Origin of the sequence: Parafrankia sp. EAN1pec (assembly GCF_000018005.1) — a bacterium.
Classification (GTDB): domain Bacteria; phylum Actinomycetota; class Actinomycetes; order Frankiales; family Frankiaceae; genus Parafrankia; species Parafrankia soli.
On record NC_009921.1, the window covers coordinates 8,721,711 to 8,735,564 of the forward strand.

General features: G+C 67.9%; 13 protein-coding genes and 2 pseudogenes. 5 read left to right on the forward strand and 10 right to left on the reverse strand.

Annotated features, from left to right (window positions below; genetic code table 11):
- Positions 1 to 64 precede the first annotated feature (64 nt).
- From FRANEAN1_RS44490 to FRANEAN1_RS35660, 3 genes and pseudogenes are all read left to right on the forward strand, one after another.
- Entirely contained in the window at positions 65 to 943 is an 879-nt protein-coding gene (locus FRANEAN1_RS44490; protein WP_020464524.1) for a DUF4037 domain-containing protein, read from the forward strand.
- Positions 944 to 1,114: 171 nt separating this feature from the next.
- Positions 1,115 to 1,363, forward strand: a complete 249-nt coding sequence (locus FRANEAN1_RS35655; protein ID WP_020464525.1) for a hypothetical protein — start codon at positions 1,115 to 1,117, stop codon at positions 1,361 to 1,363.
- A 126-nt stretch (positions 1,364 to 1,489) separates the two neighbouring features.
- Positions 1,490 to 1,861 (forward strand): annotated as a pseudogene (locus FRANEAN1_RS35660) (DeoR family transcriptional regulator); the annotation flags it as partial.
- A gap of 196 nt (positions 1,862 to 2,057) precedes the next feature.
- Here FRANEAN1_RS35660 and FRANEAN1_RS44495 read toward each other — a convergent pair.
- Positions 2,058 to 2,370: pseudogene (locus tag FRANEAN1_RS44495) on the reverse strand (integrase); the annotation flags it as partial.
- 337 nt (positions 2,371 to 2,707) lie between these two features.
- Between FRANEAN1_RS44495 and FRANEAN1_RS35665 the strand changes: the two are divergent.
- The gene (locus FRANEAN1_RS35665; protein WP_020464528.1) at positions 2,708 to 4,456 is read left to right on the forward strand and encodes an ATP-binding protein; all 1,749 of its coding nucleotides are present in this window, start codon (positions 2,708 to 2,710) and stop codon (positions 4,454 to 4,456) included.
- Positions 4,457 to 4,839: 383 nt separating this feature from the next.
- Here FRANEAN1_RS35665 and FRANEAN1_RS35670 read toward each other — a convergent pair whose 3' ends face one another.
- The 4 genes from FRANEAN1_RS35670 to FRANEAN1_RS35685 form a co-directional block, all read right to left on the reverse strand.
- Entirely contained in the window at positions 4,840 to 5,700 is an 861-nt protein-coding gene (locus FRANEAN1_RS35670; RefSeq protein WP_020464529.1) for a hypothetical protein, read from the reverse strand.
- 508 nt (positions 5,701 to 6,208) lie between these two features.
- Positions 6,209 to 6,559: a hypothetical protein gene (locus FRANEAN1_RS35675; protein WP_020464530.1), complete on the reverse strand. Its 351-nt coding sequence runs from the start codon at positions 6,557 to 6,559 to the stop codon at positions 6,209 to 6,211.
- A 204-nt stretch (positions 6,560 to 6,763) separates the two neighbouring features.
- Positions 6,764 to 7,291: an NUDIX domain-containing protein gene (locus tag FRANEAN1_RS35680; protein ID WP_041255156.1), complete on the reverse strand. Its 528-nt coding sequence runs from the start codon at positions 7,289 to 7,291 to the stop codon at positions 6,764 to 6,766.
- A gap of 169 nt (positions 7,292 to 7,460) precedes the next feature.
- Complete coding sequence (locus tag FRANEAN1_RS35685; RefSeq protein WP_157472923.1) at positions 7,461 to 9,026, reverse strand: ABC transporter substrate-binding protein; 1,566 nt, start codon at positions 9,024 to 9,026, stop codon at positions 7,461 to 7,463.
- A 431-nt stretch (positions 9,027 to 9,457) separates the two neighbouring features.
- Here FRANEAN1_RS35685 and FRANEAN1_RS42800 point away from each other — a divergent pair, with 431 nt between their 5' ends.
- Positions 9,458 to 9,751 (forward strand): hypothetical protein, encoded by a 294-nt coding sequence (locus FRANEAN1_RS42800; RefSeq protein WP_198145427.1) that lies wholly within the window; start codon positions 9,458 to 9,460, stop codon positions 9,749 to 9,751.
- A gap of 97 nt (positions 9,752 to 9,848) precedes the next feature.
- Here FRANEAN1_RS42800 and FRANEAN1_RS35695 read toward each other — a convergent pair whose 3' ends face one another.
- The 5 genes from FRANEAN1_RS35695 to FRANEAN1_RS35715 form a co-directional block, all read right to left on the reverse strand.
- On the reverse strand, positions 9,849 to 10,646 hold the full coding sequence (locus FRANEAN1_RS35695) for an SDR family NAD(P)-dependent oxidoreductase (protein WP_020464533.1): 798 nt from the start codon (positions 10,644 to 10,646) through the stop codon (positions 9,849 to 9,851).
- 8 nt (positions 10,647 to 10,654) lie between these two features.
- Complete coding sequence (locus tag FRANEAN1_RS35700; protein WP_347176898.1) at positions 10,655 to 11,536, reverse strand: sugar phosphate isomerase/epimerase; 882 nt, start codon at positions 11,534 to 11,536, stop codon at positions 10,655 to 10,657.
- 18 nt (positions 11,537 to 11,554) lie between these two features.
- Complete coding sequence (locus FRANEAN1_RS35705) at positions 11,555 to 12,364, reverse strand: NAD(P)-dependent oxidoreductase (RefSeq protein WP_020464535.1); 810 nt, start codon at positions 12,362 to 12,364, stop codon at positions 11,555 to 11,557.
- A 37-nt stretch (positions 12,365 to 12,401) separates the two neighbouring features.
- Positions 12,402 to 13,244 (reverse strand): NAD(P)-dependent oxidoreductase, encoded by an 843-nt coding sequence (locus tag FRANEAN1_RS35710; protein WP_020464536.1) that lies wholly within the window; start codon positions 13,242 to 13,244, stop codon positions 12,402 to 12,404.
- A gap of 74 nt (positions 13,245 to 13,318) precedes the next feature.
- Positions 13,319 to 13,825 carry a nuclear transport factor 2 family protein gene (locus FRANEAN1_RS35715; protein WP_020464537.1) on the reverse strand — a complete coding sequence of 169 codons (507 nt, stop codon included), beginning with the start codon at positions 13,823 to 13,825 and terminating at the stop codon, positions 13,319 to 13,321.
- Positions 13,826 to 13,854 lie beyond the last annotated feature (29 nt).

Consider the following 13,854-nt stretch of genomic DNA (forward strand, 5'->3'; position numbering starts at 1 on the left):
CGGACCTGACAGCCGACGCGGATCTTTCTCCCAGCAGTCACCTGAGGCGGGATCTGGTTCTCCGGTGGTACGGGCAGACCAGACTGCTGTCCTCCGTCGATGGACGGCGCATCCCGTCTCACGCGTCACGGTCCCGACCCAGATCCTGGCCAGCCTCACCGGCGGCGTGGTCCTGCACGACCCGCTCGATCTGCTCACCACGCGGCGTCGGGCGCTGGCGTGGTACCCCGACGACATCTGGCGCTATGTCCTGGCCGCCGGCTGGCTGCGGGTCAGCCAGGAGGAACCATTCGTCGGCCGCACCGGTGGTCGCGGCGACGACCTCGGCTCGCGGATGCTCGTGGCCCGCGTGGCCCGTGACCTCGTTCGGATCGGATTCCTCCTCGAACGCCGCTGGGCTCCCTACGGCAAATGGCTGACCGCCGCGTTCGCGCAGCTGACCCTCGCCGACCAGATCGGTGAGCACCTGCACCACGCGCTGCGCGCGACGCGGTGGCGGGAACGCGAAGCGGCACTGTGTGCCGCGGCCAGTCATCTCGCCGCCGCCACGAACCGGCTTGGTCTGGCCGAGCCCGTCGACCCCGCGCCGCGCCGCTTTCACTCCCGAGACATCCACGTACTCGGCGGCGAACGCCTCACCCGTGCACTGACCGATGCAATCAGCGATCCGCCGCCGCGACTATGCACCAGCGCTTGGGCTCCGGGCCTGAGTGCCCCGGCGCTGATCCGACGGTGCGCGGAGGTCAGGCGCCTCGTCCGAGCTGGAGACGGCGTAGTCGGCACCGCGCGGGCCTTCTTCGTCGACCGGGTTGGCATCGACCCCGCCGACGGGACTTCAGAGGCACGGACCGGCAGTTCCCAACCGCGCTGGCCCGCACATCATCCGGCCGCAGAGTGGCACCACACGACATCTACCGCGGAGGGCATCCGCAGCTGCGGTTAGACCGGATTTGGCCGCCATCGGTTTGGGATTGGCCTCGCGGGACGACCACGACACGCCATATGCCCGTGCGGCCTGACACCTCGGGAGGCGCGTGGCTCGGGTCCGCGTCGCTGCGTAAGGATTTCCCTCGTACGAATCGAACCGATCTCTCCATGTCCCAAGGAGGCTCCCTTGACCGACACGAACACCTACGCGTACGTCGACGCTGACACCCTCGACGTCCGGATCATCCGTGGTGAGGCTGACACGGAAGGCACCATCGTCGGCCGCCTCGACGCCGCCGACCTCCCCGCCCTCAGCGAGGCCGCCGACAAGCTGCTCGCGACCCTCGGCGTCCGCCCCGTCAGCGACTGGCGCGATGTTGAGGGCGGCCTGTTCGCCGTCGTCGAGGAGACCGCGGCGGTGCCAACGGCCGGCTGACCGGCGACCACGAGCGCCCCGGTCTGGGGCCAGGCCGGGGTTTCTCTTTGCCCGGATAAGACGGTGAGGGCGGCGCGCGCGATCAGGCGGCGAGCGGGATGTCTTCCACCTGGTAGTAGATGGGAAGTCGTGGACCACCCGTCCACCGACGCGCTCCTAATCGGCGGCCGGCTCTTCAGGCACTCGGCCGTCACCTGCGGCGCGGCCGCCGCCGAGGCGGCCAACCAGGTGCGGGCCGACCTCCTCCTGCTGGGCGTCACCGGCGTGCACTGCGAGGCCGGGCTGACCACCGGCGACGCCGACGAGGCGGCGATGAAACGCACCCTCGCCCGGCAGACCGCCGACACCTACGTGCTGGCGCTAGCCAGCAGCGAGAAGATCGGCACCGCATCGCCGTTCACCGTGCTGCCGGTCGCGTCGGTGAGCGGCCTCATCACCGACGCCACCGACGACCGCCCGGTCATCGCCGAGCTGCTTAAACAGGAACGACGATCCTGAAAGCTCGCTGACCGTTCCCGTCAGGCCGGCGGCAGCGTTGGCTGGGCCACCATCCCGTTTGGGGGCACGTTAGGGGCACGTTCGGCTGAAGATCGGACAATGGGAGTGCCTCACGCGTTGCCCGGGGTCCACTGCATCGACATGCGCGGATCCTCGATCCGCACGACTTCGAACCCGAGGCGGGTATAGAGGGCCTGACTAGAGCGCGGATCGAGCGGACAGTGCGGGGCCGACCGCGCCGTTTGGGACGGGAGGCGGCGGCGTGGTGGCGGGTGATTAGGGCGCGGTGCCAGCGCAGAAAAGTCTCCGGGCGGACCAGTAGCCGCAGGCGGTGCAGGGTTGGCCGCGGCAACGTATGCAGGAGTGCGGCGAGCAAGGCACGGTCGGCGGGCTGGAACTGAATCCGTTGCGCCGTCGAGCTGGCGTTGCAGCACGGTGATCTGATGGCGCAGGGTGACGATCTCGATGTCCTTGGCACGGTCACCGCGGGGCAGCAGCAGCCGCAGCAGCGCACGTCGACGACGCGGTGCAGGCGCTGGAAGGCGTGCCCGAGCCCGAAAGCCGCGCCAGCCCAGGCCGGCCAATCGGCTCATCCACCGGGGACTTGCTCCTAGACGGCGCGAGCCACCACGGTGGCCGAGGCCAGGTCATGCGGCAGACGCTGCCGGGCAGGACCGAATCTCCCCATGGGCATCCAGCACCACCCGACACAGACGCGCCACAGCCCAGCCCGGTCCACCACTGGAACCGTCGGCGCCCGGTCGGCCGGACACCCGACACTGGCACCCGGCCGCAGTTCATGCCAACTATCATGCTAGCTAGTGTGTTAGCTGGTGAGGAGGATGGATGCTCGACGTCGAGCTCGCGGAGATCGTCGACAACCTTCGCACCATCGGTACAGACATCGCCGACGTGGAGGTGAAGAAGGCCCACGGTGGGCTGCCGAAGTCGCTGCGCGAGACTCTCTCCGGGTTCTCGAACACGCGAGGCGGTGTGGTCGTCCTTGGTCTGGACGAGACCCAGGGCTTCGCGCCGACGGGACTTCCCGATCCGGCGAGGCTCGCGGCTGATCTTGGTTCCATGTGCTCCGAGGACATGGAACCGCCGCTCCGACCGTTGATCAAGGTCCACGACTTCGAGGGCGCCCAGATCCTGGTCGCCGAGGTCCCCGAGCTCGATCCCGCGCGGAAGCCCTGCTACTCGCGTGGGGCCGGCATCACCAAGGGTAGCTACGTCAGGGTCGGCGACGGTGATCGTCGGCTGTCGGCCTACGAGGTCCAGATGATGCTCTCCTCACGTGGTCAGCCTCGTGAGGACGAGCAAATAGTCTCTGGCGTTGGTCTCGATCATCTGGATGCGGCCATGGTCGATGCGTTGGTCGCCCGGCTGAGGACCAGCAGGCCCTACGCGTTCAAGGACTTGGACCGCTTGGCTGTGCTGCGTCGCGCCAAGGTGCTCGTGACTGGAGACAGCGGCGAGGACGTGGCGTCGCTGGGAGGCCTGCTCGCCCTGGGCAGGTATCCGCAGGAGCACTTCCCGCAGCTGATGGTCACCTTCGTCCACTACCCGACCGAGACCGGCGGCCGGTCCACCGAGAGGTTCCTGGACAACGTGACGTTGGAAGGCCCGGTCCCGGTCATGGTCCGCGACACGCTGGCCACCGTCCGCCGGAACATGTCTCGTCGGGCTGTCGTCGGGGGTGCGGGTCGGCAGGACGTCTGGGAGTACCCAGAGACCGCTCTGCGTGAAGCCGTCGTCAACGCACTGGTCCACCGCGACCTGTCCGGGGGCGCTCGAGGCGCCCAAGTCCAGGTCGAGATGTACCCCGACCGCCTGGTGATCCGTAATCCGGGCGGTCTGTTCGGTCCTGTCACGGTCGACAGTCTCGGCGAAGAAGGTGTCTCCTCAGCCCGCAACGCCACCCTCATCAAGATCCTCGAAGATGTCCCGCTGCCCGGCGAGACCCGCACCGTCTGCGAAAACCGCGGGTCGGGCATCCGCGCCATGCTCGACTCGCTGCTCGCCGCGGGAATGAGCCCACCGGACTTCAACGACAAGATCTCGTCGTTTGTCGTCGTCTTCCCCAACCACACCCTGCTCGGCGAGGAGACCGTCGCTTGGATCACCGGGTTGGGTGAGAAGGGCCTGACCGACAGCCAATGCGTCGCCCTCGCGCTCCTACGCCAGGAAGAAATCCTTGACAATCGCGCCTATCGCAACGCGACTGGCGTCGACTCCCGTGTAGCCACCAGCGAGCTTCGGGACCTGGTCGCTCGCGAACTCGTCACCCAGACCGGAACCCGCCGCTGGGCCAGGTACCAGCTGTCCTGGCGAACAACCTCAACGAAAGGCCAGTCCTCTCGGGCCGACCGCCGACCGGAGCTGCTCGTCGCCCTCGGAAACGAGACTCTCTCACGCTCCGAACTCGTTACACGGACCGGTCTCAGCGACCAGACCATCCGACGATGGCTGAAGATCATGCGGGACGAAGGCTCGGTCGACATCGTCGGTAGCAGCCTCAAGAGCAGACACGTTCGATACCGCCGCACCTACCAGGATCTGCTCTTCCACTCCGAAGGCACAGACCGCGACTGACCACTCTCCGCGGGCCCCTGTACCGGCCTTGGGTAAAGCGGGGCTTCAGCGGGATTTCGGGGCGGTGTGGGCGATCCGGCGACCCATCGTCCGGACCGTGACCGGGCTGACGGCGAAGGCGGGACCGATCCGAATTTCGGAACACCTGTTCGAGGACGGTCAAAACCCGTCCGCCCGTGCACTCACGGGATATCGTCCCTGGTCAGCAGCCTTGTCGCGACCGGACGAACGGCGATCTCAGGGCCCTCGACCAAGATCGGAAGATTCGTCCAATGACGCGTAAGGTCCACCATAGGCGCGGCGCTCGGGGGAATTCTCATCGACCCCGAATATCGCCTGGGAGAAACCACTGCATGCGCCATTACCCAACAAGTCAATGGACTTCAGTCGACATCGGGCGGTTGATCCCCGGCGCCTTCGATCTGGATGTGGGTGTCGCTGCGTAGCTGCGCGACGAGTCTGCGAGCGGTGGGAGCACCCACGTGGAGCCGTTTCCGTAGTGTGTCCGCCGAAATCGGACGCTGTTGATGCTGCCAGTGCAGCACATCCTCCGCACGAGCCCGATGAAGTAGGTCTTGTTCGCGCGCTTTCTTATCAAGCCGGCGCTGGTCCGCCTCCCCTTCTCCGACCTTGGTTGTCGGGGATGAATCCTCCGGCGTGCCTCGTTCCGGATCGGAGGCGGCCTCGCCCATCGTCGCTCCTGACGAGGATGCATTATTCGACTCGACCATCTGAATGTGCCGAACGGGGTTGGCGTCGTCCTCCGACTGCCTTGCGTGAGGTAGCGCCGACGCAGCGGACGTAACCCTGCAAGCTTCCGACTGCACGGATGCCTCGTCCGCTGCGGGCAGGCCATAAACAGACATGGGCTGGGCCGCTTTGGTCTCGATAGCCTTCATCTCTTGAAGCAGACCTGGCCCCACCTCGGCCCAGCCGATCAGGAGAAGCGGACCAACAGCGTCGAAGGCCTCCCTGCCGTAGTTCCGCTCGATGAGAGGTTCGGCGACATTCAGCGCCAGCGTGACGAAACCGGCGAACACGAGCAGCCGCCACGCCGGCCGCATCTGCCGGGTAGTCGCACCGCCGAGCGCCAGCTGGCGGATGCCGAGCAGAAGGCCGACCACCGACAGGTCCACCGCGGGAGCGACCAACGGCTCGACGTACGGCGACACACCCAGATGGAGACCCAATGCCCAGGAGTTACCGAAGCCGAACAGGAAGCTGATCCCCATCACCAACACCATGATCACAGTGACACCGCGGACGGCAGAACTCGCCGCCCCGTGGCTGCCACGTTTGCCCGGCGCGGTCACCGGGCACTTCCACGCACGGGAACCTCAAGTTCGCCCTCGACGACAAGCCTTCCTGACGCCGAACCGCTGGTCAGTTCTGCACGGGTCTACTGCGAACCCCGTTGGGGGCACAGATCGTAGTTGATCGTTTATTTTGGGTAGTCGATTGAAACGCTTCCAGCCGACGGTGCCGGCTGCAGATTGATCGGGAAAATCCTTGGAGTGACCGATCGGTCAGCCTTAATGCACGATTGTGCAGCATTCATACTTCACGGGTTCGTCCCATCGGGGAGCACCCGGACCGACCTACCGAGAGCCGTGCGGTTCGCGCCGCAGAATCGGCTGGCGGGGCTCCCACCGCACCGGCTTGGGGAAGCCGGCGCTAGTGGACAGAGAGCATATGTAGGCCTGCGCCTGCGCGTCGAGATGCTGCCCGGCCGTAAGAACTCGTAGCACTCGCTCAACGCCCGTCCCGTACGTCAGTTTCGGTAAACGGCGTAGCGCGGAAGCCTGAGTCGTCTCCCATGTGGAAGAACAGGTGCCCGGCGAGCACGCCGTTCTCGCTCAGTGCGGCCCAGCCGCGCCCGCTGACCTGGTGGCCGTCGTCGTCGCCGTCCCAACTGAACTCAACGAGGGGCCGGTCGCCGCGTTCGGTGGAACGGCAGTCCATCCCACCGCGGACGGCGATGAACCCGAACTGGCCGGTCCCGCCCTCGGTGAACTCGATGAACCCGGGCTCAACGAGGTCTATGGCGTCCTGGTCCCACAGGTTCATCTCCACGATCCGCCACCGCCCGACCAGGTGCATCATTCGATCCTCCACACATGCTGTGACCGTGACCGCGCCATGCCCACGGGACTTCGGTTACCGGCGATGAGGACGCGCACAGGACGACAGCAGATCAGCCAGTTTCTGCCGCAGCGAGACGATTCCGCCGGTGCCGTTGAGACGGGCTCGCTGGCAGGGTCCCGACCCCTGGTCCGAGGATCCCGCCAGGATGGGCCTGAACGAGCTTCAGGAAGCGGAGGCCGGCACCTGCCCCCGGATCCGGGCGAAGTAGGAGGCCATCGCGTCGGTATGGGTCGGGAACACGAGCTGCCGCGGCTCCGTGACGACCAGCCACTCGGTCGTCTCGTTCGTCGCGATCACCGGCGGTAGCTCGGCCCAACGCCGTTCCGGCAGGAGGCCGAACACCAGCAGGAACCGGCCGTCGTTCCCGCTGTGCACGTCGAACAGGCGGACATCCGCCGCCTGCTCGATGATTCCCGTCTCCTCGCTCAGCTCCCGAACGACAGCGTCGCGCCAGGCCTCGTCCAGCTCCATGAAACCGCCGGGCAGCGCCAGCTCGCCACGGCCGGGGTCAATGTCGCGGCGCACCACCACCAGACCGCGTCCGCCGTCAGGTTCCACGACGGGCAACAACGCCACCGCCACCGGAAGCGGATTGAGCCACGTTGTCTCACCGCAGCCAGTGCACACCCGCGGCCACGCCACATCAGGCTGGTATTTCGTGCCGCAGGACGAACAGAACGAGTTCCGCATGGCGCACGACCATATTCGGTCGGCGCCCGTCCGGGAGCGGCAACTTCCCGGTTCCCTGGTCGGGCCCACGCCGGCCAGGGACCCTCCCCCCGGTGCCGAGCCTGGTCCGAGTCTGGGAGATCGCCCCAGCGTCCGTGGGCTACGGCGACCTCTCATCCAGGGTGGACGGTTACGGCTGGATCCACAGTTCCTCGGGAAGCAGGGAACCAAGGCCGTACTGCACGAGGCCGCCGACGTTCTTGCCCGAGATGGCGCCGAGCCCCCCACGCGCGATGAAGAACATCGGGGTCAGTTCGGTCAGCCGTTCCTGCACGGTGTCGTAGGCCGCCTTGCGCTCCTCCTCCGAGGTCGCGGTCCGGCCGGTCTGCAGGGCCGCGTTGAGCGCCGGGTCGTTGATACCGGCCAGGTTCGCCGGCGAGCCCCCGGCGAAAACCGTCGACAACCGAGGCTCGGGGTCCTGGAAGAGCGCGGACGTGATAACCGCGTCGAAGTCGAGCGTCCTGCGCAGCTGGACGAACTCGGCGAGCTCAATGGTCTTAATTTGGACCTTGACGTTCCTGAAGGCGCTGAGCTGGGCCTGGATGTTCTCCGCAAGCGCCTTGTTCTCGCTGGCGGTGGAGCTGGTGAACGTGAAGGTCAGTGGCTTGCCTTCGGCGGCCAGCTCGTCGAAGAGCCGCTGGGCGGTCGCCTTGTCCGTCTTGCGCAGCGGCGTCTCCGAGTAGAAGGGGGAGGCGTCGGTGAACAACGTATCGGCCAGCTGCGCGGTGCCGTTGTACGCTGCGAGGTTCAGCGCGTCCGAGTCCAGTGCCGCCGCGAGCGCCCGACGCGCACGAATGTCGTCGAACGGTGCTCTGCGCATGTTCAGCGCTGCGAAGACGCCGCCGCTGAGCCGCATGACATTTTTCGGCAGACCCGCCTTGGTGGCCTTGTCGAGGTTGATCCAGCTCGAGTCGATGGCCACGTCCGCGCCCCCGGTGAGCAGCGTGTTGTAGCGCTGGTTGCCTTCGAGCGCCGCGCGGAGGGTGAGGCGGTCGAGGTAGGGCTTGGGCGCGTCCCAGTAGCGGGGGTTCTTGACGAGCCGGATGTCGGCCTGACGGGTCCAGCTCTCCAGGGTGAACGGTCCCGCGCCGATCGGCTTCGCGTCGAAAGCCTGCTGGCCCTTCTGCAGGGCCGCGGGTGAGGCGATCCAGTTCATCGAGGAGGCGAGGACGGACAGGGCGTACCTCGGCACGGGGGTGACCAGGGTAACCTTCAGCGTGACGTCGTCCACCACCTCGGACGACTCGATCGTCGCCGCCTCCGACCGGTGGGCCGAGCCGACGGCCGGGTCCTTGGTCCGGTCCCAGTTGAACTTCACGGCCTCGGTGTTCAGCGGAGTGCCGTCGGAGAACACCAGGCCCGGCCGCAGCTTCAGGGTGAAGGTCTTGCCGTTGTCGGTCGTGGTGAACGACTCGGCCATCGAGTAATGGACCTCGTCTGCCTCATCGTTGGTCATCAGGGTCCCGTACAGGGCGTTGCCCAGGAAGGCGCCGGACGCATACGCGTTGCCGAGGATCGCCGGATCCAGAGTACGCGGATCACTCAGCGTGAGAACCCGTCCTTCGCCACCCGCCACCGGCTCGCCCGAGGGCCCCGCGGACGTGGCGGGATCGCTGCCGCCGCCGCCGCAGGCCCCCAGGAGGAGCGCCGCACAGCATGCGGCAGCGGTGACGAATAATCGCGTCCCACGATTCATCTTCCACCCTTCCATGGGCATGAGCGTCATCCCTGCCCTCCTGGATTTACCGGCGATGCCGTCTCGACACATCATCGGCGGTGGGACCGTGGAGGTCTTTGCGCATTCGGTCAACTCTTTGCCCGTAGCAGCCAAAGTCCGGCACCGGGACAGCGCCCGATACCGGGCCCGACAGCGTCACGGATCTGTCGCTTCAGCCCGGGGAGGGTCCCACAGGGCTCCGGCACGTTGGGGATACGACCGGTTGATCCCACCGGAAGGGTGATCGTTTTTCTGGTGGTGGGGCCACGGGTCGGGGCACGTGTCGGTGACAGACAAGCAGGCACGCCGCTTGTAGATCACGGAGGTGTCTAACGTCTTCGTGGTCTGGGGTGCGGCGTGCCTGTGGGGCGTTGTCTCGTGTCGTGGCCGGTGTGGTGGCAGCCGGTGGCGTGTTGCGGGAGGAAATCCGGGAGCGGCTGGCGAGGGTGCCGGACGAGGCGACGCTACGCCGGCTGCTGGCACGGATGATCGGGACGCGCTCGCCGCCGCGCTCCTCGGCGACACTGCGCTCACCCCGGAGGGCGCGGGTTACCCGCGGCGGTGGCGGTCGACGGAAAGACCAGCTGGCCAGGCTGCCCTGGGTCGACATCCCGGCATCCGTGGTCACCCATGACCACGGACACGGCCGCGACGAGACCCGCACGCTGAAGGCCGCCACGGTCGGCTTTCTCGATTTCCCTTAAGATCATCTGGACCGGTTTCCGATCATTCGCGGACGAGAACAGCAGCCTTCCTGTGACCGCCTGGCCGCTATAGGCAGGCTCGGGCCCAGGGTGGTGGTTAGGACCCTGTGCTGGCGCTGCTCGTGGATGATCCCTGGCTCATCATGAGGACGGCGTCGCGGCGGCTGGTCGCGCCGAAGGGTGAACCGCCGGTGGGGTTCGGGCTGCCGAAGATCCAGGTGGGCCCGTCGGCGAGGTGGTCGAGTGCCTGCTTCGCGACGTCGGCCGGGTCCGCGGCGTCTCCGTAGGGTTCGTTTTTCGCGTCGAACACGCGGCGCATGGACGGGGTGTCGGTCCTGCCGAGCACGAGAGCGAGGACGTCGACGCCGCTGGTGTGCCATTCAGCCCAGAGCGCTTCGGCGAGGAGGAGATCGAAGGCCTTGGTGGCGCCGTAGGTGGCGAGCGTCGCGCCGCCGGCCCAGGCCGCGCCGGAGGTCACCAGCACCAGGCCACCGCGCCGCCGGGCAACCATCGGGCCGCCGAAGCGGTAGGCGGCTTCGAGGACGCTGTCGCAGTTGCGGTGGATCAGCTTCAGGTGGGTATCGAGGTCCTTGTCGAGGAAGAGCGCGCTGGTGTCGTCGCCGCCGGCGTTGTAGACGAACAGTCCGATTTCGAGATCGGAGGTTGCGTCCGCGAGCGATGCGAGGGCGCCCGGCACGCTGAGGTCCAGCGCGACCGTGCGGACCTCGACGCCGTGTTTGGCCCGTATCTCCTCGGCGAACGCCTCCAGGACGGGAACCCGCCGGGCGACCAGGACGACGTTCAGGCCTCGGGTTGCCATCTCGTGCGCGAACGCGGCGCCGACTCCGTCGGACCCGCCAGCAATGATGCCCCACGGTCCGTATTTGTCTGTCATAGCTGTCGTCACCTTTCGATGGTGGGTGAACAGTCGGCGGCGCCCGCGGCGCCCGCGGCGCCCGCGGCGCCCGCGGCGGTTAGGAGGTCGTGTGCCGCCTGCACGCAGCGGCGGGCGCGTTCTTCTGACGGCTCGCCGGCCTGGGCGGCGGAAAGCATGGGAACTTCGAGGCCGATCACGATGTCCGGGGGGAGTACGGCGAGGATGTCCTGGAGTGGGAGCTCGCCCTCGCCTGGCACCATCCTGTTGATCGAGTCCTCACGGTAGACCGTGCCGCGCTGCTGGAGCGTGTTGTCGCTGAGCTGCGCGTAGGCGATCAGGGCGGGATCGACCGCGGCCAGGTCTGCCGGGGTGTGCCCGGACCGCGCCAGGTGCATGGTGTCGATGAGTAGCCGGAAGTCCGGGCGTGCGACGTGACGGACCGCCGCCAGCGCGGAGTCAAGATCCTTGATGGTCAACGAGGGTGCGAACTCGACCGTCGTCTGCATCCCGCGTTCGCCGGCCATCTCGGCGAGCGTCCCGAACTCGTCATGGCTGCGGTCGAGGTCCGGGTCCATGGTGACGGTGTTGACCATCGCGACGCCGAGTTCGGCCATCACATCCAGGTCCGCGGCGTAGCCGCGCATGTCGCTCCCGGGACGGACGACGAACCCCTCGCCGAGGGAGATCGACACCTCGCGTTCGCGCATCGCCGCGATCGTCCGTTGCCGCAGCGCGGCGTCGTCACGCAGTGAGAACGGCGGGTAGCCGTGTGGGTTGATCGGGTTGCCGGAAAGCACCGCGGCTATGTATCTGCAACCGAGATCCGCGGCAAGATGCACGAACTCCACCGGCGGCAACCCGAAGACGGTCTGGTGCTCGATACCCAGCTGTCCTGCGGTCGTCGACATCCGGGTGTCCGTTCGCATTCAGTTGGACTTCATGGCGGTGACGAAACGCTGTGCGACCTCGACCAGCCCGTTTCCCGGAGCGTCGCCGAGAATTTCGGCCATCAGCGTGGCGTCTTTGGTGAGCGTCAGATTCGCGGGCGAGTCCGCGAGACCGGCGAGGGAACCGGCACGCAACCGTACGCCCGAGGCTATACAGGCCGAGCTGCTGGTCGCCAGGACCGCCGCGAGACCCGCGGGATCGATGCCGAGCGATTCCCCGGCTTTCATCGCGTCGTCCGCGAGTGCGATCTGCGCGGCGAACATCGTGTTGTTGATGAGCTTCGCGTACGACCCCGCCCCGACCGCGCCCAGGTGCACGACATGGTTCGACAGCGCCGAGAGCAGCTCGGCGACATCGGCGAGCGTGTCAGCGTCACCGCCGATCATGATCGTCAGCTCGCCGGCCAGCGCCCTCGGTTGCCCGCCGCTCACCGGCGCGTCCAGGACACGTAGGCCGTGCGTCGCCGCCCGCCCGGCGATCCTGCGGATCTGCGCGGGTGCCACCGTGCTGTGGACGAGCACGACCGCGCCAGGGTTGAGGGTGCCGGCCAGGCCGTCCGGTCCGAACATGACCTCTTCCACACCGGCCGCGTCAAAGACACAGATGCCGACGGCGTCGACCGACGCGCCCATCTCCGCAGGGGTGGCCGCGATGGTGGCGCTGGTGCCGGCGAACGGTTCCAGCGAGGCCGGCCGCCGGGCGTAGAGCGTGAGGTCGTGGCCCTGCGACTGAAGCCGCTGTGCCATCGGCAGCCCCATGCTGCCGAGCCCGATGAATCCAGTCTTCACGGTGTCCTCGTCGTGGTAGCTCTCGGCGTACTGGTGGTCATGACGTCCGGGCGGGTGCACCGGTCTGGCGGAGCACTTTCGTCTCGACGGCGTCGGAGGCCAGCACCGTCCCGATGACCCCGAGGTCCACGCCTGTGCTCCGGGCGACCTCGCGCACCACGGTGACATCCTTGAGCATGAGGTCCCCGATGCGCCCGGGGACCGCGTCCACCGACCCGCCACCGGCGACGATCGCGAGGGCGCGGCTGGCGCCGCTGCCGTGCTGAACGGCCGCCAGGATCGCCGTCTCCTCGATTCCCAGCGAAGCCGCCAGGCGCACCGCGTCGATCGCGAGTCCGACCTGCGCGACGAACAGCGCGTTGTTGACGAGCTTGACCCGCTGACCGTTACCCAGCTCCCCCACGAACATGATCGGCGACGCGTACGCCCCGAGGACCGGTCGCATCTCGTCCAGCAGCGCCTCGTCGCCGCCCACCCACAGGGTGAGGCGGCCGGCGGCGATGTCATGCGGACCACCTGAGAGGGCGGCGTCAAGGACTCGTATTCCCCGGTCCGCTGCCTGGTCGGCGAGCAGGCGCGCGGTCGCGGGGTCAGAGGTCGTGTGCTGGACGAGCGTCGCTCCCGGCCTCATGGCGGCGATGGCCCCATCGGGGCCGAGGCACACCTGCCTGACCTGGTCGTCCCGAAGCACCACGGTGAACACCGCGTCGGCGTCATGGACGGTCTCCGCCACGGTCGCCGCCCAGCGCAGCCCGTCGGCCTCGGCCGCTGCCCTGGCCTCCGGGCGGCGCACCAGCACCGTGACGTCGTGGCCGGCGGCTGTCAGCCTGTCGAGTATCGGCCGGCCCATCCGGCCCGGCCCGACGAATCCGATCTTCATTGATCCTCCAGACGGCGTGTGTACTAGCGCTCGACCGGCGGGTCACCGCCGACAGGCCGGTCACCGAGGGCGGGTCAGTCGCCACCGGCAGGCGGGTGTGGGGCCAGCATGGCGCGGTGTTCGGGGGTGCCGTCGAGGTTGGCGTTGACCCGTTCGCTGATACGCCAGCCCTGCGGTGTGCGCGTCCAGCGCCAGGTGTTCGCGGAGACGCGGGCGACCCAGAACCGGTCGGCGTCGGCATCCCAGCGGATGTTGAGCGCGTAGCTGCGGCCGGTCGCCTGGTCCCCGTCGACCTCGATGTGCGGGACGGTCAGGACGTGGCCGCAGCCGCCCTGGATCAGGCGCTGGTGGCCGCCGTTGACCATGTCGACGATGTCGCTCCGGCCGCGCATCCGCAGGTGGGGAACCGCGTCGAAGGTGCCGTCCTCGGTCCACAGCTCCGCCGTGGCGGTGGCCGACCCGCTGTCGACGGCGGGCCCGTACTGGGCGACGAGCTGCATGATCTCGACCTGGTCCTCCAGCAGCCGGACCCTTGCCGCCAGCGTCTCGACAGCGGCGCGCAGCTCCTCGATCTCACTCATCCATCAGTCCTTCCGAACGTGTGCGGGGG